Raw genomic sequence first — 20,622 nt, 5'->3', positions numbered from 1 at the left:
GGACTTCGCTTCGCCATCCGCGAAGGCGGCCGCACGGTCGGTGCCGGCGTCGTCGCGTCGATCATCGAGTAATCCGCGAGACCCGCGGGACGGACACTCAAGTCCGCCCGCGGACCGCATGGGGATTTGGACATGAACGGTCAAAACATTCGGATCCGTCTCAAGGCGTTCGATCATCGAGTTCTCGATGCCTCGACCCGCGAGATCGTCAGCACGGCGAAACGGACCGGTGCACAAGTGCGCGGCCCCGTGCCGCTGCCCACGCGGATCGAGAAGTACACAGTGCTTCGTGGTCCGCATATCGACAAGAAAAGCCGTGATCAGTTCGAGATGCGCACGCATAAGCGTCTTCTCGACATCGTTGATCCGACGCCGCAGACCGTGGACGCGCTGATGAAGCTCGACCTCGCCGCTGGTGTCGACGTCGAGATCAAGCTGTAAGGCGCTCACAAGGGGACACGCCGATATGCGTTCTGGAGTGATCGCACAGAAGGTGGGTATGACGCGCATCTACAACGATGCGGGTGAGCATGTGCCGGTGACGGTGCTGAAGCTCGAAAACTGTCAGGTAATCGCCCACCGGACGGAAGAGAAAAACGGTTATGTTGCGGTGCAGGTTGGCGCCGGACTGGCCAAGGTTAAGAACACGCCGCGCGCCATGCGCGGGCACTTCGCCGTCGCGAAGGTTGAGCCGAAGCGCAAGCTCGCGGAATTCCGCGTCTCGCAGGACAACCTGATCGATGTCGGTGCCGAAATCACGGCCGACCATTTCGTCGAGGGCCAGTTCGTGGATGTCACGGGCACCTCGATCGGTAAGGGTTTCGCCGGTGCCATGAAGCGGCACAACTTCGGCGGCCTTCGCGCCTCGCACGGTGTGTCGATTTCGCACCGTTCGCACGGTTCGACCGGCCAGTGCCAGGACCCCGGCAAGGTGTTCAAGGGCAAGAAGATGGCCGGGCACATGGGTGCCGAGCAGGTGACCACGCAGAACCTCAAGATCGTCCGCACCGATGTGGAGCGCGGCCTGATCATGATCCAGGGCGCAGTCCCGGGATCGAAGGGTGGCTGGATCGTCATCCGCGACGCGGTCAAGAAGGCGCTTCCGGACGGCGTTCCGATGCCGGGTGCCTTCCGCGCGGTCGAGGCTGCTGTTGCAGTCGAGAAGGAGAGCGAGTGATGGAACTTGAGGTAAAGACCCTCGACGGGGCTGCCGCCGGTTCGATCACGGTGTCGGACGAGATCTTCGGTCTCGAGCCGCGCACCGACCTGATCCACCGCGTGGTGCGCTGGCAGCTGGCTCGTCGCCAGGCCGGTACGCACAAGGCGAAGCAGCGTTCGGAGATTTCCGGCACGACGAAGAAGTTCGTCCGCCAGAAGGGCACGGGCGGCGCGCGTCACGGCAACAAGAAGGCTCCGCAGTTCCGCGGCGGCGGCAAGGCCCACGGCCCGGTCGTTCGCAGCCACGCCCACGATCTTCCCAAGAAGGTCCGTGCGCTCGGCCTGCGGCACGCGCTCTCGGCCAAGCTGAAGGGCGACGGCATCATCATCGTCGACGATGCCAAGGCTTCGGAAGCCAAGACCAAGGCGCTCTACGCCCGTTTCGCCAAGCTCGGTCTCAGCAATGCGCTGATCATCGACGGCAGCGAGGTCGACGCGAACTTCCGTCTCGCATCCCGGAACATTCCGGCGATCGACGTTCTGCCGATCGAGGGTATCAACGTCTACGATATCCTGCGGCGTGAAAAGCTGGTGTTGACCAAGGCGGCGGTGTCGGCCCTGGAGGAGCGGTTCAAATGAGCACTCTCAAGCACTATGACACGGTCGTGTCCCCGGTGATCACCGAGAAGGCGACTTTCGCGTCCGAGCAGAACAAGGTCGTGTTCAACGTTTCGCCGACCGCCACGAAGCCCGAGATCAAGGCCGCTGTCGAAGCGCTCTTCGGGGTCAAGGTGACGGCAGTGAACACCCTTGTCCGCAAGGGCAAGCAGAAGCGGTTCCGCGGGCGGATCGGCCAGCAGTCCGACGTCAAGAAGGCGGTCGTGACCCTGCAGGACGGCCAGTCCATCGACGTCACAACCGGTCTGTAAGGGCGGAGAGGGAACAATGGCACTCAAAACCTTCAATCCGACGTCGCCCGGTCGACGCCAGCTGGTCCAGGTGGACCGCTCGTCGCTGTACAAGGGCAAGCCGGTCAAGAGCCTGACCGAAGGTCTGACCAAGTCCGGCGGTCGCAACAACACCGGTCGCACGACGGCGCCGAACCGTGGTGGCGGGCACAAGCGCCGCTACCGCCTGGTCGACTTCAAGCGGACCAAGTTCGACATGTCGGCAACGGTCGAGCGGATCGAATACGATCCGAACCGGACGGCGTTCATCGCTCTGGTCAAGTATGAGGACGGCGAGCTGTCCTACATTCTTGCTCCGCAGCGTCTCGCCGTCGGCGACAAGGTCATCGCCGGCAAGTCGGTCGACGTGAAGCCGGGCAATGCGATGCCGCTGGCGTCCATTCCGGTCGGCACGATCGTCCACAACGTCGAGATGAAGCCCGGCAAGGGCGGACAGATCGCACGTTCGGCCGGTGCCTACGCACAGGTCGTCGGTCGCGACCAGGGCTACACGACGATCCGCCTGCTTTCGGGCGAGCAGCGTCGCGTGCTCGGGACCTGCATGGCCTCGATCGGCGCCGTGTCCAACCCGGACCACGGCAACATCAATCTCGGCAAGGCTGGCCGTTCGCGCTGGCAGGGCCGTCGCCCGCACGTGCGTGGTGTCGCCATGAACCCGGTCGACCACCCGCATGGTGGTGGTGAGGGTCGTACCTCCGGTGGCCGTCATCCGGTCACGCCGTGGGGCAAGCCGACCAAGGGCAAGCGCACGCGTTCGAACAAGGCCACGGACAAGTACATCGTCCGCAGCCGTCACGCGCGCAAGAAGTAAAAGGGGCCGACCATGGCACGTTCAGTTTGGAAGGGCCCGTTCGTTGACGGCTTTCTGCTGAAGAAGGCAGAAAAGGTCCGCGCGTCGGGCCGTAACGAAGTCATCAAGATCTGGAGCCGTCGTTCGACGATCCTGCCCCAGTTCGTTGGTTTGACCTTCGGCGTCTACAATGGCCAGAAGCACGTTCCGGTGCTGGTGTCCGAGGACATGATCGGTCACAAGTTCGGCGAGTTCTCGCCGACGCGCACCTATTATGGCCATGGCGCCGACAAGAAGGCGAAGAGGAAGTAACCATGGGCAAGCCGAAGGGCGGGCGCGCGCTCGCCGACAATGAGGCGAAGTCGGTCGCCCGGATGCTGCGCGTTTCTCCGCGTAAGCTGAACCTCGTCGCGGAAACCATCCGCGGCAAAAAGGTGGAAAAGGCGCTGTCCGATCTCACCTTCTCGCGCAAGCGCATCTCCGACGACGTCAAGAAGGCGTTGATGTCGGCGATCGCGAACGCGGAGAACAACCATGACCTCAATGTCGACAGCCTGGTCGTGGCCGAGGCGCATGTCGGCAAGGCATTCGTGATCAAGCGGTTCCAGGCTCGTGCCCGTGGCCGTGTGGGTCGGATCGAGAAGCCGTTCTCGAACCTCACCATCGTCGTCCGCGAAGTCGAGGAGACCGCCTGATGGGACACAAAGTAAATCCGATCGGTCTGCGTCTTGGCATCAACCGCACCTGGGATTCGCGCTGGTACGCGGACAAGGGTGAATACGGCCAGCTGCTGCATGAGGACTTCCGCATCCGGGAGTATATCCTCAAGGCTTTGAAGCAGGCAGCCGTGTCCAAGGTTGTCGTCGAGCGTCCGCACCGCAAGTGCCGCGTTTCGGTTCACTCGGGTCGTCCGGGTGTCGTGATCGGCAAGAAGGGCGCGGACATCGAGAAGCTCCGCAAGGCGCTTTCGCAGATCACCAACTCCGATGTGCACATCAACATCGTTGAAGTGCGCAAGCCCGAGATCGACGCTCAGCTGGTTGCTGACGGCATCTCGCAGCAGTTGGAGCGCCGCGTTGCCTTCCGTCGTGCCATGAAGCGGGCGGTTCAGTCCGCCATGCGTATGGGCGCGCAGGGCATCCGGATCAACTGCGGCGGCCGTCTTGGCGGCGCCGAGATCGCCCGGACCGAATGGTACCGCGAAGGTCGTGTGCCGCTGCACACGCTGCGCGCGGACATCGACTTCGGCATGTCCACGGCCCATACGGCCTACGGCACATGCGGCGTCAAGGTCTGGATCTTCAAGGGCGAAATCCTCGAGCACGACCCGATGGCGCATGAGCGCCGTGCGGTCGAGGGCGACGGATCGAACCAGGGCGGCGGACGCCGCGACCGCGGGCGCGCTGCCTAAGGGCAGCAAGTCGGGTCTTGGACAGTAGCAGAGCGAGAGAGTAGAGATGCTGCAACCGAAGCGAACGAAGTTCCGCAAGCAGCACAAGGGCCGGATCCATGGTACCGCCAAGGGCGGAACCGATCTCAATTTCGGCGCCTTCGGCCTCAAGGCCGTTGAGCCGGAGCGGGTGACCGCACGCCAGATCGAGGCGGCCCGTCGTGCCATGACCCGTCACATGAAGCGTGCGGGTCGTGTTTGGATCAGGATTTTCCCGGACGTGCCGGTGTCGTCGAAGCCGACCGAAGTGCGTATGGGTAAGGGCAAGGGTTCGCCGGACTATTGGGCCGCTAAGGTCAAGCCCGGTCGGATCATGTTCGAGATCGACGGTGTGCCGGAAGACACGGCACGCGAAGCGATGCGCCTTGCTGCAGCCAAGCTGCCGATCAAGTGCCGCTTCGTTCAGCGTATCGCCGACTAAAGGCGGGACCAGGAGAGTAGTGCCATGAAGGCCATGGACGTTCGGGCAAAGACCTTGGACGAGCTGGCAACGGACCTTGAGAGCCTGAAGAAAGAGCAGTTCAACCTGCGCTTTCAGCGGGCCACCGGCCAGCTTGAGAATACGGCGCGTGTGCGCCAGGTGCGTCGTGACATTGCGCGCATTCAGACGATCATGCGCGACAAGCGCGTGGCAACAAGCGCGTAAGGAGACCATTATGCCGAAACGCGTACTGCAGGGCGTTGTGGTGAGCGACGCCAACGACAAGACGGTCACGGTTCGTGTGGAGCGCCGCTTCACCCACCCGTTGTTCAAGAAGACCGTTCGCCGCTCGAAGAAGTATCGGGCGCATGACGAGACCAACGCGCACAAGACGGGCGATACCGTCCAGATCCAAGAGTGCGCGCCGATTTCGAAGACCAAAACCTGGACCGTTGTCGAAACGTCGACTGCGGACTGACATGACTTCCGGCGTTCGCAAGCGAACACGGTGAGAGAAGAACAAGGCGGCCAGTCATGATTCAGATGCAAACAAACCTCGACGTGGCGGATAATTCCGGCGCCCGTCGTGTCATGTGCATCAAAGTGCTCGGCGGCTCGAAGCGGAAGTATGCCAGCGTCGGCGACATCATTGTCGTCAGCGTGAAAGAGGCGACACCGCGCGGCCGCGTCAAGAAGGGCGACGTGATGAAAGCGGTCGTCGTGCGCACGGCGAAGGATATTCGCCGTCCCGACGGCTCGGTGATCCGGTTCGACCGCAATGCGGCGGTCCTGATTAACAACAACAAGGAACCGGTGGGGACGCGTATCTTCGGCCCGGTTCCGCGCGAGCTGCGTGCGAAGAACCACATGAAGGTTATTTCGCTCGCTCCGGAGGTGCTCTAATGGCCGCCAAGATTAAAAAGGGCGACACCGTTGTCGTGCTCACGGGGCGCGACAAGGGCAAGACCGGCGAAATCATTTCGGTTTCCCCGCAGGACAACAAGGCTCTGGTTCGCGGCGTCAACGTCGTGCGCCGGCACCAGCGCCAGACGGCGCAGTCCGAGGGTGGGATCATCAGCAAGGAGCTGCCGGTTCACATGTCGAACCTGGCGCTTGCCGATCCGAAGGACGGGAAGCCGACTCGCGTCGGGTTCCAGGTAAAGGAAGACGGCACCAAAGTGCGCGTGGCCAAGCGTTCGGGAGATCTGATCGATGGCTGAGTCCAAGACCCTGCCGCGGCTGAAGACGGAGTATCTGGAAAAGATCCGTCCGCAGCTGCAGGAAAAGTTCAACTACAAGAATCCGATGCAGATTCCCGCGCTTGAGAAGATCGTTCTCAACATGGGTATCGGCGAGGCGGTGGCCGACAGCAAGAAGGCCAAGATCGCTGCCGAGGATCTTGCGCAAATCGCCGGTCAGAAGCCGGTCATCACCAAGGCCCGCAAGTCGATCGCGACCTTCAAGGTTCGTGAAGGCATGCCCCTTGGCGCAAAGGTGACGCTGCGCGGTGAGCGGATGTACGAATTTCTCGATCGCCTGATCACGATTGCGCTGCCGCGCGTTCGTGACTTCCGCGGCCTGAATGCCAAGAGCTTCGACGGCCGTGGAAACTACGCAATGGGCGTGAAGGAACATATCGTGTTTCCGGAAATCAATTACGACCAGGTCGACCAGATCTGGGGCCTGGACGTGATTGTTTGCACCACCGCGGACAACGATGACGAGGCGCGCGAGCTTCTGCGCGCGTTCAACTTCCCGTTCCGCAAGTAATCGAGCGGGAAAAGAACGAGGACAGACGATGGCGAAGAAGAGCGCGATCGAGAAGAACAAGCGGCGCGAGCGGCTCGTTAAGAAATACGCCGAGAAGCGCACCGCGCTGAAGGCGGCTGCGAAGGACGACAGCCTGTCGCTTGAAGAGCGTTACGCCGCAAGGCTGAAGCTCGCCAAGCTGCCGCGGAATTCCGCGGAGGTGCGTGTTCGCAACCGTTGTGAAGTGACAGGACGCCCCCGCGGCTACTATCGCAAGCTGAAGATGTCGCGTGTTGCGCTTCGCGAGCTGGGCTCCAAGGGCTTGGTCCCGGGCCTCGTGAAGTCGAGCTGGTAAGGAGAGTCCGATGGCGATTTCCGATCCCTTGGGCGATATGCTCACCCGGATCCGCAATGCTCAGATGCGGCGCAAGAGCAAGGTCTCTACGCCCGCGTCGAAATTGCGCGAACATGTGCTCGACGTGCTTGCGTCGGAAGGGTATATCCGTGGCTATTCGGCTGTGGAATTCGACGGCGGCAAGGCTGAGCTCGAGATCGAGTTGAAGTACTTTGACGGCGAACCGGTCATCCGCTCCATCGAGCGGATCTCCAAGCCGGGACGGCGGGTCTATTCCTCCGTCAAGAATATCCCGCGGGTTGCCAATGGCCTGGGCGTGTCGATCCTGTCGACGCCGCGCGGTGTCATGGCCGACCATGATGCGCGGGAGCAAAACGTTGGTGGCGAGGTGCTCTGCCGCATCTTCTGATGCAGCAGGGTTCACTTGCAAGGTAAACTGGACAGGTTGGTCATATGTCTCGAATTGGCAAGAAGCCAGTCCCCGTGCCGAGCGGGGTAACGGCAACGATCAACGGCCAGACGGTAGCGGTCAAGGGTCCGAAGGGGGAACTCTCCTTCGTGGTCAATGATCTCGTTCTGGTCGAAATGACGGACGATGGAATCAAGGTCAATCCGCGGGTCGACAGCAAGCCGGCGCGCGCGATGTGGGGCATGTCCCGCACGATGGTCGAAAACCTCGTGACCGGGGTGAGCAAGGGCTTCGAGAAGCGCCTTGAAATCACCGGCGTCGGTTATCGCGCACAGGTGCAGGGCAGAAACCTGCAGCTCGCGCTCGGTTTTTCGCATGACGTCGTGCATCCGATGCCGGAAGGCATCGATGTGGCATGTCCGAAGCCCACGGAAGTCGTGATCACGGGCATCGACAAGCAGCGCGTCGGACAGGTCGCGGCGGAAATCCGCGATTACCGTCCGCCCGAGCCCTACAAGGGCAAGGGCATTCGCTACGCGGGCGAATATATCGTCCGCAAGGAAGGCAAGAAGAAGTAACGGACCGGATCATGGCGAAGACACAATCAGGCTTCGAACGCCGCCGCGACCGCGTCCGTCGTTCGATCAAGAAGGTACTCAACGGGCGTCCGCGCCTGTCGGTGTATCGCTCTTCCAAGCAAATCTATGCGCAGATCATCGACGACGCCAAGGGCCATACGCTCGCTTCGGCGTCGAGCGTCGACAAGGATCTCCGCTCCGCTCTCAAGTCGGGCGGCAACACTTCCGCGGCCGAGGCCGTTGGCAAGATGCTTGCCGAACGTGCCAAGGCGGCCGGCGTCACCCAGGTGGTGTTCGACCGCGGCGGTTACATGTACCACGGGCGCGTCAAGGCTCTTGCCGATGCGGCTCGTGAGGGCGGACTGGAATTCTGATCGTCGTTGAAAGACGCTCACAGACAAACGGAAGCGAAAATTATGGCGAGACAGGATAATCGGGATCGCGGAGGCGATCGGAACGAGCGCGACAGCGAATTCGTCGACAAGCTTGTTCACATCAACCGCGTCGCCAAGGTCGTCAAGGGTGGCCGCCGGTTCGGCTTTGCCGCACTTGTGGTGGTTGGCGATCAGAAGGGCCGCGTCGGCTTCGGTCACGGCAAGGCCCGTGAAGTGCCGGAAGCGATCCGCAAGGCAACGGAAGCCGCGAAGCGGTCGATGATCCGCGTGCCGCTGCGCGAGGGCCGCACCCTGCACCACGACGTCAACGGACGTCACGGCGCGGGCAAAGTGATCCTGCGGGCTGCTCCGGCCGGTACCGGCATCATCGCCGGCGGCCCGATGCGTGCGGTGTTCGAGACCCTCGGCGTCCAGGACGTCGTTGCCAAGTCGCTGGGCTCGGCGAACCCCTACAACATGGTGCGCGCCACTTTCGACGCCTTGAAGCATGAGGACAGCCCGCGTTCGGTCGCGGCTCGTCGCGGTCTCAAGGTTTCGCAGGTCCAGGCTCGTCGCCGCGACATCGACGATAGCGCGCAGTCTGCCGCCGAGGCTTGACCTTTGCGTGCATCGACCCCAGCTTGAGAAAGGCTTGGTTCCATGGCGAACACTGATAAGACCGTTACGGTCGAGCAGGTTGGCAGCCCCTTGCGTCGTCCGAAGGATCAGCGCGCGACGCTGATCGGGCTCGGACTGAACAAGATGCACCGCCGCTCGACGCTCAAGGACACGCCGGAAGTACGCGGCATGATCCGGAAGGTTCAGCATCTCGTCCGCGTCGTCGAAGACGCGTGAGGGATGCGGGGAGATAGATGATGAAACTGAATGAACTCCGGGACAATCCGGGTGCCACGAAGGACCGCATGCGCGTCGGTCGCGGCATCGGCTCCGGCAAGGGCAAGACCGGTGGCCGTGGCGTCAAGGGTCAGAAGAGCCGTTCGGGCGTCGCGATCAAGGGCTTCGAGGGCGGCCAGATGCCGCTGCATCGTCGCCTGCCGAAGCGCGGCTTCACGAACATCTTCGCGAAGTCCTTCACGGTGGTTTCCCTCGGTCGCATCCAGATCGCGATCGATGCCGGCAAGCTCGACGCGAGCCAGACGGTGACGGCCGAGGCCCTCAAGGCCGCCGGCGTCATCCGCCGGGTCAAGGACGGTGTCCGCCTGCTTTCCGACGGGGCCCTGAAGGGCGCTGTTTCCTTCGAGATCGCAGGCGCCTCCAAGGCTGCCATCGACGCGGTCGAGAAGGCTGGCGGCAAAGTCACGATTATCGGAGCCCAGGCTGAATAAGCCTGGGTTTTCCCTTGTTCCTGCACGCATATTTGACCGGAGCCTGGAATGGCATCAGCTGCCGAACAGCTAGCGGCTAATCTGAATTTCTCAGCTTTCGCCAAGGCAGAAGAGTTGAAGAAGCGTATCTGGTTCACACTGGGTGCGCTTCTTGTGTATCGGTTCGGCACTTACGTGCCGCTGCCGGGGATCAATCCCGAAGCCTTCGCCCAGGCCTTCGGCCAGGCGCAGCAGGGCATCGTCGGCCTGTTCAACATGTTCTCGGGCGGTGCCGTCGAGCGCATGGCGATCCTGGCGCTCGGCATCATGCCGTATATCTCCGCATCGATCATCATCCAGCTTCTCACCTCCGTTGTTCCCTCGCTGGAACAGCTCAAGAAGGAGGGCGAGCAGGGCCGCAAGGTGATCAACCAGTACACCCGTTACGGGACGGTCGTCCTTGCCACCTTCCAGGCTTACGGCCTCGCGGTCGGGCTGGAGAGCGCGGCCAATGTCGTCCTCGACCCGGGCTGGTTCTTCCGCATTTCGGCGGTGATCACCTTCGTTGGCGGCACGATGTTCCTGATGTGGCTCGGTGAGCAGATCACCGCGCGCGGCATCGGCAACGGCATTTCGCTGATCATCTTCGCGGGCATTGTCGCGGGGCTTCCCTCGGCGATCGCCTCGACGCTGGAACTCGGCCGCCAGGGCGCGCTCGCGACCCCGATCATCATCGCCATCATCCTGCTGTCGATCGTCGTGATCGCCATCATCGTGTTCATGGAACGCGCGCAGCGGCGCCTGCTGATCCAGTATCCGAAGCGCCAGATGGGCAACCGGATGTTCGAGGGCAACACGTCGTTCCTGCCGCTCAAGCTGAACACGGCCGGCGTGATCCCGCCGATTTTCGCCTCGTCCCTGCTGCTGGTTCCGGCGACGCTGTCGGGTCTCGGCACGACGGGCGACGAGAACAGCATCCTGACCACCGTCACGGCGCTGCTCGGTCACGGCCAGCCGCTCTACATGCTGCTCTATGCGGTGCTGATCGTGTTCTTCTGCTTCTTCTACACGGCGATCGTGTTCAATCCGGCGGATACGGCGGACAATCTGAAGAAGCATGGCGGCTTCATTCCGGGCATCCGTCCGGGCGAACGGACCGCGCAGTATATTGACTACGTGTTGACCCGTATCACCGTGGTTGGCGCCATCTACATTGTTCTGGTCTGTCTATTACCCGAATTCCTCATTTCCGCGACGGGCGTTCCGTTCTACTTCGGTGGCACCTCCCTTCTGATCGTCGTCAGCGTGACCATGGATACGGTATCCCAGATCCAGGGCCATCTGCTTGCGCATCAGTATGAGGGACTGGTGAAGAAATCGAAGCTCAGGGGGAAGCGTAGATGAGGCTGATTTTTCTCGGACCGCCGGGTGCCGGCAAGGGCACCCAGGCCGCGCGTCTGGTGGCGAAGCATGGCATTCCGCAACTGTCGACGGGTGACATGCTTCGGGCGGCGGTTGCCGCCGAAACGCCGGTCGGGCTGAAGGCGAAGTCGGTGATGGATGCCGGCGGGCTGGTGTCGGACGACATCGTCATCGGCATCGTCGCCGACCGGATAGAGGAGCCGGACGCCGAGAAGGGCTTCATCCTCGACGGGTTCCCGCGCACGGTGGCCCAGGCCGAGGCGCTCGACGCGATGCTGGCCGAGAAGAACATGACGCTTGATCTCGTGCTCGAACTCGAGGTCGACCAGTCCGCACTGGTCGAGCGGATCGTCAAGCGCGCGGCCGAGGCCAAGGCCAACGGCCAGCCGGTGCGCAAGGACGACGATCCGGAAGTCTTCAAGCAGCGCCTTGAGGCTTACAACCGCGATACCGCAGTCGTTGCGCCCTATTATCGCGGACGCGGCCAGCTGAAAACTGTCGACGGCATGAAGTCGATCGACGAGGTCTCGGCACAGATCGATTCCGTGCTTGACGCGGTTGGCAGAGAGGTCTAAGCCTCGCGACCTGCCCTAATGTACGCATCCGGGTCCGCGCCATGCGCGCGGGACGCGGATGCGTTCGTGCAGTTTTTCTTCCCCGCATGGGCCGGCCTCCACCGGACGCGGGGCAACCCCGGTGGCGCTTCAGCCATGAAGCCCCCAAAACATGGAGACGGCATTGGCCCGTATTGCAGGTGTAAACATCCCGACGAACAAGCGCGTCGTCATCGCGCTTCAGTACATTCACGGCATCGGCCCCAAGTTCGCCGAGGAGATCATCTCCAAGGTGAACATCGCGCCCGAGCGCCGCGTCAACGAGCTTTCGGACGCCGAAGTCCTTGCCATGCGCGAGACCATCGACCGCGACTACATCGTGGAAGGTGACCTGCGCCGCGAAGTGGCAATGAACATCAAGCGTCTGATGGACCTTGGCTGCTACCGTGGCCTGCGCCACCGTCGCGGTCTTCCGGTCCGCGGCCAGCGCACGCACACCAACGCCCGCACCCGCAAGGGCCCGGCGAAGGCGATTGCCGGCAAGAAGAAGTAATTCATCGGAACGTACGGCCCGGTGGAGCCGCCGAACCACGGCGGTGACGAGATCGAGCAAAGGATAGAAAAATGGCTAAGGAAACCACGCGCGTCCGGCGTCGCGAACGAAAGAACATTTCGTCCGGCGTCGCGCATGTGAACTCGACGTTCAACAACACCATGATCACCATCACTGACGCGCAGGGAAACACGATTTCCTGGTCGTCGGCTGGCGCCATGGGCTTCAAGGGCTCGCGCAAGTCGACCCCTTACGCCGCGCAGGTTGCCGCGGAAGACGCCGCGAAGAAGGCTGCCGAGCACGGCATGCGCACGCTTGAGGTCGAGGTCCGCGGTCCGGGTTCGGGTCGTGAGTCGGCTCTGCGTGCCCTTCAGGCTGCCGGGTTCATGGTGACGTCGATCCGCGACGTGACTCCGATCCCGCACAACGGTTGCCGTCCGCGCAAGCGCCGCCGCGTCTGAGTTTCAGGCGTATCACTCCCTTCTCATGGCACAGCATGGCCGTGGCTTTCGGGCCGCGGCGGGACAGCCGGAGGAACGAGATTTGAGCATTAACAAAAACTGGCAGGAACTGATCAAGCCGAACAAGCTTGAGGTAAAGCCGGGTCATGACGCGCGCCTGCTCGGTGTGGTGATCGCGGAGCCGCTGGAACGCGGCTTCGGTCTCACGCTTGGCAACGCCCTGCGCCGGGTTCTGCTGTCGTCGCTCCAGGGCGCGGCCGTCACCGCCGTCCAGATCGACGGCGTTCTGCATGAGTTTTCGTCGATCCCCGGCGTTCGCGAAGATGTCACCGACATCGTCCTGAACATCAAGGAAATCGCGATCCGCATGCAGGGCGAAGGCCCCAAGCGCATGGTCGTGCGCAAGCAGGGCCCGGGTGTCGTGACCGCTGGCGATATCCAGGTGGTGGGCGACATCGAGGTTCTCAACCCGGATCTCGTGCTTTGCACGCTGGACGAGGGTGCGGAGATCCGCATGGAGTTCACCGTCAACACCGGCAAGGGCTATGTTGCGGCCGACCGCAACCGCCCGGAAGACGCGCCGATCGGTCTGATCCCGGTCGACAGCCTGTATTCTCCGGTCAAGAAGGTGTCCTACCGGGTGGAAAACACCCGTGAAGGCCAGGTTCTCGACTATGACAAGCTGTCGCTGACGATCGAGACCGACGGATCGGTCACCCCGGAGGATGCCGTGGCCTTTGCCGCGCGGATCCTGCAGGACCAGCTCTCGATCTTCGTCAACTTCGAAGAGCCGCGCCGTGAAGTGAAGGAAGACACCGTTCCGGAACTCGCCTTCAACCCGGCGCTTCTCAAGAAGGTCGACGAGCTCGAGCTGTCGGTGCGTTCGGCCAACTGCCTGAAGAACGACAATATCGTGTATATTGGCGATCTCATCCAGAAGACCGAAGCCGAAATGCTGCGCACGCCGAACTTCGGTCGCAAGTCGCTGAACGAGATCAAGGAAGTTCTCGCCCAGATGGGTCTCCACCTCGGCATGGAGGTGGCCAACTGGCCGCCGGAGAACATCGACGAGCTCGCCAAGCGCTACGAAGATCACCAGTACTGATCGCGCGTTTCGCGCGGTCTTCAGACAAGGCATCAGGCGGGTTGGTCCGCCGTGACAGGAAAAGGAGAGAGCCATGCGCCACGGCAATCGCGGCCGCAAGCTCAATCGGACTTCGAGCCATCGCAAGGCGATGTTCGCAAACATGTCCGCATCGCTGATTGAGCATGAGCAGATCGTGACGACGCTTCCCAAGGCAAAGGAACTGCGTCCGATCGTCGAGAAGCTGATCACCCTCGGCAAGCGCGGCGACCTGCACGCCCGCCGTCAGGCGATCTCGCAGATCCGCGACGTCGCGCTCGTTCGCAAGCTGTTCGACACGCTTGCAGAGCGCTACAAGGGCCGCAACGGCGGCTATACGCGCGTCCTCAAGGCGGGCTTCCGCTATGGCGACAACGCCCCGCTGGCCGTGATCGAGTTCGTCGATCGCGACGTCGAGGCCAAGGGCGCGGCCGATCGTGCCCGCACCGAGGCCGAAGACACGGCAGAAGCCGCGGCATAATCTGTCGCGCAGCAAACGATTGAAAAGGCGGCCTTCGGGTCGCCTTTTTTGTTACCTTCGATCCCTCTATACCGATGAGGGCGAATCGGGCGTGCGCGCCCTGCGCGCAAGGCCCTTGCGGACAATCCGGAGTGTGGGGACGAGCGAGATGACGGGATATGCAGGCGCGTTGGGACGGGCAGCGGCGCGGATCGCGGGCGCGGGCCTTCTGGCCGTGGCCCTCGTGCTGCCGGGACAGGCCTCGGACCGACAGGCGCCACGCTCCGCAGGGGAGTTGAAGGCCTCCTTCGCGCCCGTGGTCAAGACCGCCGCGCCGGCGGTGGTCAACGTCTATGCGAAGCGCACGGTGCTCCAGCGCCAGACCTCGCCGTTCTTCGACGATCCGTTCTTTCGCAGGTTCTTCGGCAATCCGGGGCAGGATCTCGGCCGCCCGCGCGAGCGCGTGGAATCCTCGCTTGGGTCCGGCGTGATCATTTCCGCCGACGGCGTGATCGTGACCAACCATCATGTGATCAAGGGCGCCGACGAGGTGCGGGTCGCGCTGTCGGACCGGCGCGAGTTCGACGCCGAGATCATTGTCCTCGACGAGAAGACCGATCTTGCGATCCTCAAGGCGAAGGACCTCAAGGGCGAGTTGCCCTATCTGGAGTTCGCCGATTCCGACACGGTGGAGGTCGGCGACATCGTGCTCGCCGTCGGCAATCCCTTCGGCGTCGGGCAGACGGTGACGCAAGGAATCGTGTCGGCGCTGGCGCGCACCCGCGTCGGGGTGACCGACTATCAGTTCTTCATCCAGACCGATGCGGCGATCAACCCGGGCAATTCCGGCGGCGCGCTGGTGGATGTGGACGGGCGGCTCGTCGGCATCAACACGGCGATCTTCTCGCGCTCCGGCGGATCGAACGGCATCGGCTTCGCCATTCCCTCCAACATGGTGCATTTCGTCGCCACCGCGGCGCAGGGCGACGGCACGGTTCGTCGGCCCTGGCTCGGGGCGGGGCTGCAGTCGGTGGGGGCGGAAATCGCCGAGGCGATGGGGCTCGACCGTCCGCGCGGCGTGCTCGTCACCCAGATCGCGCCGGACAGTCCGGCGGAGAAATCGGGCCTGCGCGTCGGCGATCTGATCATCCGCGTGGCGGATGCGGAAATCACCGATCCCAACAGCTTCGGCTACCGGTTCGCGACCAAGGAAATCGGGTCCAAGACGCGGTTCACCATCCTGCGCGGGTCGGGGGAGCAGGAGCTCACCGTGTCGCTCGAGCCGGCTCCGGAAACCGTTCCGCGCGACCCGCGGCGCATCGAGGGCTATTCGCCCTTCGCCGGCATCACCGTGGCCAATCTGTCGCCGGCCGTGGCCGAGGAACTGCGTCTCGATACCTTCGAGCAGGGCGTCGTGGTCATGGAGCTCGAGCCGGGGTCCACCGCCAATCGCGTCGGCCTGGAGATCGGAGACATCCTGCTTGCCGTGAACGGGCGCGAGATCGCGAATTCACGCGAGCTTCAGCGCATCGCCCGGGGCGATCCCGGGGTCTGGCGCATCGAAATCAAGCGCGGCGACCGTGTGTTGCGCATTGCCCTTCGCGGCTGAGGGGCGACGGCCGGAATGAGGCCTTCTGGCGATGAGTGACCTGTTTCAAAACGCGGGGCTGGACGCGGGGGCGGTGCGGCCGCTCGCCGACCGGCTGCGCCCGGCGCAGCTTGGCGAGGTGGTCGGCCAGGAGCATCTGCTCGGCGAGGACGGCGCGCTGACCCGGATGCTGCGCACGCGCAGCCTCGGCTCGCTGATCTTCTGGGGTCCGCCCGGCACGGGAAAGACCACCGTGGCGCGGCTTCTCGCCGAACAGACGGACCTGCGCTTCGAACAGATCTCGGCGATCTTCACCGGCGTCGCCGACCTGAAGAAGGTGTTCGAGGCGGCCCGCGCCGCGCGGGCGGTCGGTCAGGGCACGCTGCTTTTCGTCGACGAGATCCATCGCTTCAACCGCGCCCAGCAGGACGGGTTCCTTCCCGTGATGGAGGACGGGACGGTGACGCTCGTCGGTGCCACCACCGAAAACCCCAGCTTCGAGCTCAATGCCGCGCTGCTGTCGCGTGCCCATGTGCTGACCTTCAAGACGCTCGACAGCGCGGCCATCGCCAAGCTGCTGGAGCGGGCGGAAGCAGAGGAGGGGCGGCCGCTGCCGCTCGACGAGGAGGCACGTGCGGTGCTCCTGCGCATGGCCGATGGCGACGGCCGCTCGGCGCTGACGCTGGCAGAAGACGTCTGGCGCGCGGCGCGCGAGGGCGAGATATTTGATGCCGAGCGTCTGCAGGAGATCGTGCAGCGGCGCGCGCCGGTCTACGACAAGTCCCGCGACGGCCACTACAATCTGATCTCCGCGCTGCACAAGTCCGTGCGCGGCTCGGACCCGGATGCCGCCCTTTACTGGTTCTGTCGCATGCTCGACGGCGGCGAGGACCCGCTGTTTCTGGCCCGGCGGCTGATCCGCATGGCGGTGGAAGATATCGGCCTTGCCGATCCGCAGGCGCTGGTGCAGGCCAATGCCGCGCGCGATGCCTACCAGATGCTGGGATCGCCGGAGGGCGAGCTGGCGCTGGCGCAGTCGGTCGTCTATCTGGCGACCGCGCCGAAGTCGAACGGCGTCTATACCGCCTATAAGGCGGCGGTGCGCTCGGCCAAGCAGAACGGCTCGCTGTCGCCGCCGAAACACATTCTCAACGCCCCGACCAAGCTGATGAAATCGGAAGGCTACGGCTCCGGCTACGCCTATGACCACGATGCGCCGGATGCGTTTTCGGGGCAGGACTATTTTCCCGAGAGCATGGGGCGGCAGCAGTTCTACGACCCACCCGAGCGGGGGTTCGAACGCGAAATCCGCAAGCGCCTCGATTACTGGCAGCGTCTTCGCCGCGAGCGCGGGACCACGTGACGGCGCGCGCCGCGCGGCCTACCGCTTGCTGCAACCCCTGACGGGAAAAGCGCGCGACTCCCTTGCCATTTCCTGCGAAGCGGTCGAGCATTGACGTTCCAGCACGGAGCGTTCCGCTTCCATGAAACAGATCGAATTGCGCCTGGCGCTTGTGTTGTACGGTGGCGTTTCGCTCGCCGTGCACATGCACGGAATCACGAGGGAATTTCTCAATCTGGTGCGGGCGTCGCGGCGGATGGAGGCGCGTCTGGACACAGGCGAGGCCGACCCGGCTGCGGCGGATGGCTCGGCCGCTGCCGCCTATGAAGCTTTTCTCGGGCTCTTTGCGCCGAAACTCGACCTGCGCGTTGTCATCGACGTGATCTCGGGCGCATCCGCGGGCGGGGTGAATGGGGTCATGCTGGCACGCGCGCTGGCGCATAATCTGTCGCTTGAGGCCCACCGCGATCTCTGGCTGGAAAACGCCGATGTCACCCGTCTCGCCAATGAGCCGGTGGGATTGACGCGCTACCTCAAGGGATCGATTGCGCCGGTGCTGGACCGGCTGGTGACCATGGCGCTCAAGTCGGAGACGGACGACGGCGAAACGCGCGGCAAGCTGCGCCGCCTCATGCAGTCGCGCTGGTTTACGCCACCGTTTTCCGGCGCGCGTTATGTCGGCTGGATGCTCGACGCCTGCCACGCCATGCGGCCCGGCGACGGGGAGGCAGGGCCCGCGACCCTCGTGCCGCAGGGCCAGCGGCTCGATCTGCTGGTGACCGTCACGGATTTTCACGGCGCCAAGCGGCGCTTTGCCATCCACGATCCCGCCGAGGTCGAGGAGACCGAACACCGCTTGATCCTGCGGTATTCCGCGACCTGTCGGGGCAATGGCGAGCTTCAGTCGGATTTCGGCGATGCCGCCATTCCTGCTCTGGTGTTTTCCGCCCGCGCCACATCGGCGTTTCCCGGCGCCTTTCCGCCGATGACGCTTGGCGAGATGGACGAGGTGCTGGTCGAGCGGGGCGAGGCCTGGCCGCAGCGCGACGCCTTCTGCCGGCGTGCCTTCGGCGCGGGTGGCGAGGCGGCGGAGGCGCGCGTCCTGGTCGACGGCAGCGTGGTCATGAACAAGCCGTTCCAGCCGTTGCTGGAGGCAATCGCCGGGCGCGCCGCGGGGCGGGAGGTGGTCCGCAAGATCGTCTATGTCGACCCGAAGCCCGACGAGGTGTCGGCGCCGGAGGATGGCGCGCCGGATGCGCATCTTCCCGGGTTCTTTCGCGTCATTCTGGCATCGCTTGCACATATCCCGCGCAACGAGCCGATCGGCGACGCGCTTGAACAGGTGGCGGAGCACAACCGGGAGGTCCGGCGGATCGCCGAGGTGATCGCCGCCGCCGAGCCGCTGGTGGAAAGCGAGGTGCACGCGATCCTCGGGCCGGAGCTGCTTCATCCGCTGACCGTGCAGGAACTGACGCGTTGTCGCACGATGGCCAATGAGCGCGCGCATCTCACCGCCGGCTATGCCTATCGCGGCTATCAGCGGCTGAAGCTCTCCGGCGTGGTCGAACGGGTCGCGGATCTCTGCGCGCGGGTGCTGCAGGACGCGCCGGGAGGTGCCCTCGGACGCACCGGGGCCTATGGCAACGGTCAGGCCTCCGCGATTGCGCTTCGTCTCGATGTATGGCTTGCCACGGCGTCCGGCGCGCGCACCGAAGGCTCGGTGACGCCGGAGCCGGTCATCCGGTTCCTGCGCGGCCTCGATGTCGACTACCGCATCCGCCGGCTTCGCTTCGTGATCCGCCGTCTCAACCGCCTCTATCGGCTTGCGGAGAACCGGGGCGGGGTCCGGGCGGACGAGATGGACGAGCTGAAGTCGACGCTCTACGAGCAGATCGACAATCTCTCCCGTCGCTGGAGCGCGGAGTTCTATGGGAAGGAGACGCGCAGCCTCGTCGAACGGCTGCTGGAAACCCCTGCCGCCGACCCGAAGGCGGGCGACGCTCTCGTCGCCGCTTTGTCGGCGCGCATGGGGCTTGCCGACCTCGACGCGCTTGCCGACGACGTTTTCTCGATGATGACGCTCAATTACCTGCCGCAATCGCTGCATCTGGCGCTGACCGGCGCCTATGTGGGGTTCGCCTTCTACGACCTCGTGACCTTGCCCGTTCTGCGGGGCACGGCGATCGCGGAACACAACGAGGTCCAGGTTGACCGCATCAGTCCGGCCGATCCGCACAGCCTGCGCCCGCAAGGCATCGAGCTGAAGGGACGCAGCCTGAATGCCTTCGGCGCGTTCTTCAATCGCGGCTGGCGCGAGCATGATTATCTTTGGGGGCGTCTGACGGCGGCCGACCGGCTGATGACCATGGCGCTTCAGGCCGCCGAACCCGTGATCCGAGTTGCGGAGGCTGAGGTGCGGGCGGCGCGGCGCGGTGTGTTTCTCGCCATCCTGGAGGAGGAGCGAGACCGGCTCAACGCCGATCCGGCGCTGGTTCCGGGGTTGCTGCGGGAGGTGGAGGAAGCGTTCTCAGACGTGCGCGCGGGCGCGTGAGATCTCGACGCTGACGCGTCCGCTCGCGATGGGAAGCGGCGCGCCCGGCTTGTGAACCCGCACCCGCACCGATTCGATGCGCGCGTCGCAGTCCAGCACGGCGTCGGCAATCGCTCCGGCCAACCGCTCGATCAACTGAAACCGGGAGGTGGTCACGACCCGTTCCACGGTTTCGGTCAGGAGGCCGTAGCAGACCGTGTCCTCGTAGCGGTCGGACGCCGATGCCTCGCTCAGGTCCACGTGACAGGTCAGGTCGACTTGGAAGCGCTGGCCGAGCCGCGCCTCTTCCGCATGGACACCATGGTAGGCGTAGAAGGCCAGATCTTGAAGGTGGATTGCGTCCATGTCGGGATGGGTCCGTTTCGGCAAAGGGCGCTCGGCCCGATCAGGCCCGCCATCTAGCAGCCGGGGTAGGGTCGCCGCAACCGCGAACTGCCCGCGCTCACCGGCGCGAGCACACCGCCTCTCCGGCAAGCTGTGCCATGCCCTTGATGCGAAAGCCCGAATAGCGGCCGTCGTCGAGCTGGATCTGCATGAAGTGGCCGCTGCGCAGCTTGTTCCAAAGCCAGGTCGCCTGATCTGCACACAGGGGACAATCGGTGCGGATGTAACCCCGCGCATCGGCCCTGAGCTTGATCATCGAGCGGTCGATCACCAGACGGACAAGCCGGTTGGCCGGCGCGGCACGCTCGGCGATCCGGATGGCGAGAACCGGATGGGGACCGGTGCCCCAGTCCTGGCACCACAGGGTGAAGCGGGCGCCGCCGGCGCCTTCCGTCCAGAAGCGGGGCGTCCCGCCGCGCACGTCGTAGGACCAGCTGGTGGCGCCTTCCGCGCCTTCCGCCGGTGCCGTCAGGGCGAGGGAAAACATCAGCCCCGCAAGCGTGGCGAGGGCACCAGACCATAAACGGATTTCTGACACGCGTTCGAGCATATTTGCCCCGGCCGGAGGCTTCGGACCCCTGATCTTGTGTCAGAACTAGAGGAAATT

33 protein-coding genes are annotated in these 20,622 nt (G+C 64.0%); 31 read left to right on the top strand and 2 right to left on the bottom strand.

The features are described from left to right. The 31 genes from LC092_RS19040 to LC092_RS18890 all read left to right on the top strand — a co-directional run. Positions 1-72, top strand: a 72-nt coding sequence (locus tag LC092_RS19040; protein WP_224809091.1) for a hypothetical protein, incomplete at its 5' end; no start/stop codon positions are given. Positions 73-132: 60 nt separating this feature from the next. Continuing rightward, positions 133-441: a 30S ribosomal protein S10 gene (gene rpsJ, locus LC092_RS19035; RefSeq protein WP_029057583.1), complete on the top strand. Its 309-nt coding sequence runs from the start codon at positions 133-135 to the stop codon at positions 439-441. Between the two features lie 25 nt (positions 442-466). Beyond that, on the top strand, positions 467-1,177 hold the full coding sequence (rplC, locus tag LC092_RS19030) for a 50S ribosomal protein L3 (RefSeq protein ID WP_224809090.1): 711 nt from the start codon (positions 467-469) through the stop codon (positions 1,175-1,177). After that, the gene (gene rplD, locus LC092_RS19025; protein ID WP_224809086.1) at positions 1,177-1,797 is read left to right on the top strand and encodes a 50S ribosomal protein L4; all 621 of its coding nucleotides are present in this window, start codon (positions 1,177-1,179) and stop codon (positions 1,795-1,797) included. The genes rplC and rplD overlap by 1 nt, the downstream gene beginning before the upstream one ends. Beyond that, positions 1,794-2,087, top strand: a complete 294-nt coding sequence (locus LC092_RS19020; RefSeq protein WP_093807025.1) for a 50S ribosomal protein L23 — start codon at positions 1,794-1,796, stop codon at positions 2,085-2,087. Before rplD ends, LC092_RS19020 begins: the two co-directional genes overlap by 4 nt. A 16-nt stretch (positions 2,088-2,103) precedes the next feature. Further along, complete coding sequence (gene rplB, locus LC092_RS19015) at positions 2,104-2,937, top strand: 50S ribosomal protein L2 (protein WP_224809085.1); 834 nt, start codon at positions 2,104-2,106, stop codon at positions 2,935-2,937. Between the two features lie 12 nt (positions 2,938-2,949). Further along, positions 2,950-3,228 (top strand): 30S ribosomal protein S19, encoded by a 279-nt coding sequence (rpsS, locus tag LC092_RS19010; RefSeq protein WP_224809084.1) that lies wholly within the window; start codon positions 2,950-2,952, stop codon positions 3,226-3,228. 2 nt (positions 3,229-3,230) lie between these two features. Further along, the gene (gene rplV, locus LC092_RS19005; RefSeq protein WP_029057577.1) at positions 3,231-3,611 is read left to right on the top strand and encodes a 50S ribosomal protein L22; all 381 of its coding nucleotides are present in this window, start codon (positions 3,231-3,233) and stop codon (positions 3,609-3,611) included. Next, positions 3,611-4,327, top strand: coding sequence for a 30S ribosomal protein S3 (rpsC, locus tag LC092_RS19000; protein WP_029057576.1), 717 nt, complete (start codon positions 3,611-3,613; stop codon positions 4,325-4,327). Before rplV ends, rpsC begins: the two co-directional genes overlap by 1 nt. Before the next feature lie 46 nt (positions 4,328-4,373). Further along, on the top strand, positions 4,374-4,787 hold the full coding sequence (rplP, locus tag LC092_RS18995) for a 50S ribosomal protein L16 (protein WP_029057575.1): 414 nt from the start codon (positions 4,374-4,376) through the stop codon (positions 4,785-4,787). A 24-nt stretch (positions 4,788-4,811) separates the two neighbouring features. After that, positions 4,812-5,012 carry a 50S ribosomal protein L29 gene (gene rpmC, locus LC092_RS18990; RefSeq protein ID WP_224809083.1) on the top strand — a complete coding sequence of 67 codons (201 nt, stop codon included), beginning with the start codon at positions 4,812-4,814 and terminating at the stop codon, positions 5,010-5,012. Between the two features lie 10 nt (positions 5,013-5,022). Further along, the gene (gene rpsQ, locus LC092_RS18985; protein WP_224809081.1) at positions 5,023-5,265 is read left to right on the top strand and encodes a 30S ribosomal protein S17; all 243 of its coding nucleotides are present in this window, start codon (positions 5,023-5,025) and stop codon (positions 5,263-5,265) included. A 56-nt stretch (positions 5,266-5,321) separates the two neighbouring features. After that, on the top strand, positions 5,322-5,690 hold the full coding sequence (rplN, locus tag LC092_RS18980; protein WP_224809079.1) for a 50S ribosomal protein L14: 369 nt from the start codon (positions 5,322-5,324) through the stop codon (positions 5,688-5,690). Continuing rightward, positions 5,690-6,007 (top strand): 50S ribosomal protein L24, encoded by a 318-nt coding sequence (gene rplX, locus LC092_RS18975; RefSeq protein WP_029057571.1) that lies wholly within the window; start codon positions 5,690-5,692, stop codon positions 6,005-6,007. Before rplN ends, rplX begins: the two co-directional genes overlap by 1 nt. Beyond that, positions 6,000-6,557 (top strand): 50S ribosomal protein L5, encoded by a 558-nt coding sequence (rplE, locus tag LC092_RS18970; RefSeq protein WP_224809078.1) that lies wholly within the window; start codon positions 6,000-6,002, stop codon positions 6,555-6,557. Before rplX ends, rplE begins: the two co-directional genes overlap by 8 nt. A gap of 28 nt (positions 6,558-6,585) precedes the next feature. Next, positions 6,586-6,891, top strand: a complete 306-nt coding sequence (gene rpsN, locus LC092_RS18965; protein WP_224809077.1) for a 30S ribosomal protein S14 — start codon at positions 6,586-6,588, stop codon at positions 6,889-6,891. A gap of 10 nt (positions 6,892-6,901) precedes the next feature. Then, positions 6,902-7,300: a 30S ribosomal protein S8 gene (gene rpsH / locus LC092_RS18960; RefSeq protein WP_029057568.1), complete on the top strand. Its 399-nt coding sequence runs from the start codon at positions 6,902-6,904 to the stop codon at positions 7,298-7,300. A 44-nt stretch (positions 7,301-7,344) separates the two neighbouring features. Next, positions 7,345-7,878 (top strand): 50S ribosomal protein L6, encoded by a 534-nt coding sequence (rplF, locus tag LC092_RS18955; RefSeq protein WP_224809076.1) that lies wholly within the window; start codon positions 7,345-7,347, stop codon positions 7,876-7,878. An 11-nt stretch (positions 7,879-7,889) separates the two neighbouring features. Further along, positions 7,890-8,252, top strand: coding sequence for a 50S ribosomal protein L18 (gene rplR, locus LC092_RS18950; protein WP_224809075.1), 363 nt, complete (start codon positions 7,890-7,892; stop codon positions 8,250-8,252). Positions 8,253-8,294: 42 nt separating this feature from the next. Further along, on the top strand, positions 8,295-8,870 hold the full coding sequence (rpsE, locus tag LC092_RS18945) for a 30S ribosomal protein S5 (protein ID WP_224809089.1): 576 nt from the start codon (positions 8,295-8,297) through the stop codon (positions 8,868-8,870). A gap of 42 nt (positions 8,871-8,912) precedes the next feature. Beyond that, positions 8,913-9,107 (top strand): 50S ribosomal protein L30, encoded by a 195-nt coding sequence (gene rpmD, locus LC092_RS18940; RefSeq protein ID WP_224809074.1) that lies wholly within the window; start codon positions 8,913-8,915, stop codon positions 9,105-9,107. A 20-nt stretch (positions 9,108-9,127) separates the two neighbouring features. Next, positions 9,128-9,598: a 50S ribosomal protein L15 gene (gene rplO / locus LC092_RS18935; protein WP_224809088.1), complete on the top strand. Its 471-nt coding sequence runs from the start codon at positions 9,128-9,130 to the stop codon at positions 9,596-9,598. Between the two features lie 48 nt (positions 9,599-9,646). Further along, positions 9,647-10,981 (top strand): preprotein translocase subunit SecY, encoded by a 1,335-nt coding sequence (gene secY / locus LC092_RS18930; protein WP_224809072.1) that lies wholly within the window; start codon positions 9,647-9,649, stop codon positions 10,979-10,981. Next, positions 10,978-11,574 carry an adenylate kinase gene (locus tag LC092_RS18925; RefSeq protein WP_224809070.1) on the top strand — a complete coding sequence of 199 codons (597 nt, stop codon included), beginning with the start codon at positions 10,978-10,980 and terminating at the stop codon, positions 11,572-11,574. The genes secY and LC092_RS18925 overlap by 4 nt, the downstream gene beginning before the upstream one ends. Before the next feature lie 163 nt (positions 11,575-11,737). After that, complete coding sequence (gene rpsM / locus LC092_RS18920) at positions 11,738-12,106, top strand: 30S ribosomal protein S13 (protein WP_224809068.1); 369 nt, start codon at positions 11,738-11,740, stop codon at positions 12,104-12,106. A gap of 71 nt (positions 12,107-12,177) precedes the next feature. After that, positions 12,178-12,567, top strand: a complete 390-nt coding sequence (gene rpsK, locus LC092_RS18915) for a 30S ribosomal protein S11 (protein ID WP_029057559.1) — start codon at positions 12,178-12,180, stop codon at positions 12,565-12,567. 25 nt (positions 12,568-12,592) lie between these two features. Then, the gene (locus LC092_RS18910) at positions 12,593-13,672 is read left to right on the top strand and encodes a DNA-directed RNA polymerase subunit alpha (RefSeq protein ID WP_412103614.1); all 1,080 of its coding nucleotides are present in this window, start codon (positions 12,593-12,595) and stop codon (positions 13,670-13,672) included. 73 nt (positions 13,673-13,745) lie between these two features. Further along, positions 13,746-14,171 (top strand): 50S ribosomal protein L17, encoded by a 426-nt coding sequence (rplQ, locus tag LC092_RS18905; RefSeq protein ID WP_224809064.1) that lies wholly within the window; start codon positions 13,746-13,748, stop codon positions 14,169-14,171. 148 nt (positions 14,172-14,319) lie between these two features. Further along, positions 14,320-15,759 (top strand): DegQ family serine endoprotease, encoded by a 1,440-nt coding sequence (locus tag LC092_RS18900; RefSeq protein ID WP_224809062.1) that lies wholly within the window; start codon positions 14,320-14,322, stop codon positions 15,757-15,759. 31 nt (positions 15,760-15,790) lie between these two features. Next, entirely contained in the window at positions 15,791-17,101 is a 1,311-nt protein-coding gene (locus LC092_RS18895) for a replication-associated recombination protein A (RefSeq protein WP_224809059.1), read from the top strand. Positions 17,102-17,222: 121 nt separating this feature from the next. After that, positions 17,223-19,631: a patatin-like protein gene (locus LC092_RS18890; RefSeq protein ID WP_224809057.1), complete on the top strand. Its 2,409-nt coding sequence runs from the start codon at positions 17,223-17,225 to the stop codon at positions 19,629-19,631. On the opposite strand, the gene folB is transcribed toward LC092_RS18890, so the two are convergent. Both folB and LC092_RS18880 read right to left on the bottom strand, forming a co-directional pair. Further along, positions 19,608-19,976, bottom strand: coding sequence for a dihydroneopterin aldolase (folB, locus tag LC092_RS18885; RefSeq protein WP_224809055.1), 369 nt, complete (start codon positions 19,974-19,976; stop codon positions 19,608-19,610). The genes LC092_RS18890 and folB overlap by 24 nt on opposite strands. Before the next feature lie 97 nt (positions 19,977-20,073). Further along, positions 20,074-20,502, bottom strand: a complete 429-nt coding sequence (locus LC092_RS18880; RefSeq protein ID WP_224809053.1) for a hypothetical protein — start codon at positions 20,500-20,502, stop codon at positions 20,074-20,076. Positions 20,503-20,622: the final 120 nt, after the last annotated feature.

Source organism: Stappia stellulata (genome assembly GCF_020176715.1).
Taxonomy (GTDB): domain Bacteria; phylum Pseudomonadota; class Alphaproteobacteria; order Rhizobiales; family Stappiaceae; genus Stappia.
Note: the sequence above shows the minus strand (reverse complement) of the source record. Positions and strands in the feature narration are given on the sequence as shown.

Bases quoted from the DNA above. Each gene is read 5' to 3' on its own strand.
- rpsJ (WP_029057583.1), top strand. From the start codon at position 133: ATGAACGGTCAAAACATTCGGATCCGTCTCAAGGCGTTCGATCATCGA.
- rplC (WP_224809090.1), top strand. From the start codon at position 467: ATGCGTTCTGGAGTGATCGCACAGAAGGTGGGTATGACGCGCATCTAC.
- rplD (WP_224809086.1), top strand. From the start codon at position 1,177: ATGGAACTTGAGGTAAAGACCCTCGACGGGGCTGCCGCCGGTTCGATC.
- LC092_RS19020 (WP_093807025.1), top strand. From the start codon at position 1,794: ATGAGCACTCTCAAGCACTATGACACGGTCGTGTCCCCGGTGATCACC.
- rplB (WP_224809085.1), top strand. From the start codon at position 2,104: ATGGCACTCAAAACCTTCAATCCGACGTCGCCCGGTCGACGCCAGCTG.
- rpsS (WP_224809084.1), top strand. From the start codon at position 2,950: ATGGCACGTTCAGTTTGGAAGGGCCCGTTCGTTGACGGCTTTCTGCTG.
- rplV (WP_029057577.1), top strand. From the start codon at position 3,231: ATGGGCAAGCCGAAGGGCGGGCGCGCGCTCGCCGACAATGAGGCGAAG.
- rpsC (WP_029057576.1), top strand. From the start codon at position 3,611: ATGGGACACAAAGTAAATCCGATCGGTCTGCGTCTTGGCATCAACCGC.
- rplP (WP_029057575.1), top strand. From the start codon at position 4,374: ATGCTGCAACCGAAGCGAACGAAGTTCCGCAAGCAGCACAAGGGCCGG.
- rpmC (WP_224809083.1), top strand. From the start codon at position 4,812: ATGAAGGCCATGGACGTTCGGGCAAAGACCTTGGACGAGCTGGCAACG.
- rpsQ (WP_224809081.1), top strand. From the start codon at position 5,023: ATGCCGAAACGCGTACTGCAGGGCGTTGTGGTGAGCGACGCCAACGAC.
- rplN (WP_224809079.1), top strand. From the start codon at position 5,322: ATGATTCAGATGCAAACAAACCTCGACGTGGCGGATAATTCCGGCGCC.
- rplX (WP_029057571.1), top strand. From the start codon at position 5,690: ATGGCCGCCAAGATTAAAAAGGGCGACACCGTTGTCGTGCTCACGGGG.
- rplE (WP_224809078.1), top strand. From the start codon at position 6,000: ATGGCTGAGTCCAAGACCCTGCCGCGGCTGAAGACGGAGTATCTGGAA.
- rpsN (WP_224809077.1), top strand. From the start codon at position 6,586: ATGGCGAAGAAGAGCGCGATCGAGAAGAACAAGCGGCGCGAGCGGCTC.
- rpsH (WP_029057568.1), top strand. From the start codon at position 6,902: ATGGCGATTTCCGATCCCTTGGGCGATATGCTCACCCGGATCCGCAAT.
- rplF (WP_224809076.1), top strand. From the start codon at position 7,345: ATGTCTCGAATTGGCAAGAAGCCAGTCCCCGTGCCGAGCGGGGTAACG.
- rplR (WP_224809075.1), top strand. From the start codon at position 7,890: ATGGCGAAGACACAATCAGGCTTCGAACGCCGCCGCGACCGCGTCCGT.
- rpsE (WP_224809089.1), top strand. From the start codon at position 8,295: ATGGCGAGACAGGATAATCGGGATCGCGGAGGCGATCGGAACGAGCGC.
- rpmD (WP_224809074.1), top strand. From the start codon at position 8,913: ATGGCGAACACTGATAAGACCGTTACGGTCGAGCAGGTTGGCAGCCCC.
- rplO (WP_224809088.1), top strand. From the start codon at position 9,128: ATGAAACTGAATGAACTCCGGGACAATCCGGGTGCCACGAAGGACCGC.
- secY (WP_224809072.1), top strand. From the start codon at position 9,647: ATGGCATCAGCTGCCGAACAGCTAGCGGCTAATCTGAATTTCTCAGCT.
- LC092_RS18925 (WP_224809070.1), top strand. From the start codon at position 10,978: ATGAGGCTGATTTTTCTCGGACCGCCGGGTGCCGGCAAGGGCACCCAG.
- rpsK (WP_029057559.1), top strand. From the start codon at position 12,178: ATGGCTAAGGAAACCACGCGCGTCCGGCGTCGCGAACGAAAGAACATT.
- LC092_RS18910 (WP_412103614.1), top strand. From the start codon at position 12,593: ATGGCACAGCATGGCCGTGGCTTTCGGGCCGCGGCGGGACAGCCGGAG.
- rplQ (WP_224809064.1), top strand. From the start codon at position 13,746: ATGCGCCACGGCAATCGCGGCCGCAAGCTCAATCGGACTTCGAGCCAT.
- LC092_RS18900 (WP_224809062.1), top strand. From the start codon at position 14,320: ATGACGGGATATGCAGGCGCGTTGGGACGGGCAGCGGCGCGGATCGCG.
- LC092_RS18895 (WP_224809059.1), top strand. From the start codon at position 15,791: ATGAGTGACCTGTTTCAAAACGCGGGGCTGGACGCGGGGGCGGTGCGG.
- LC092_RS18890 (WP_224809057.1), top strand. From the start codon at position 17,223: ATGAAACAGATCGAATTGCGCCTGGCGCTTGTGTTGTACGGTGGCGTT.
- folB (WP_224809055.1), bottom strand. From the start codon at position 19,976: ATGGACGCAATCCACCTTCAAGATCTGGCCTTCTACGCCTACCATGGT.
- LC092_RS18880 (WP_224809053.1), bottom strand. From the start codon at position 20,502: ATGTTTTCCCTCGCCCTGACGGCACCGGCGGAAGGCGCGGAAGGCGCC.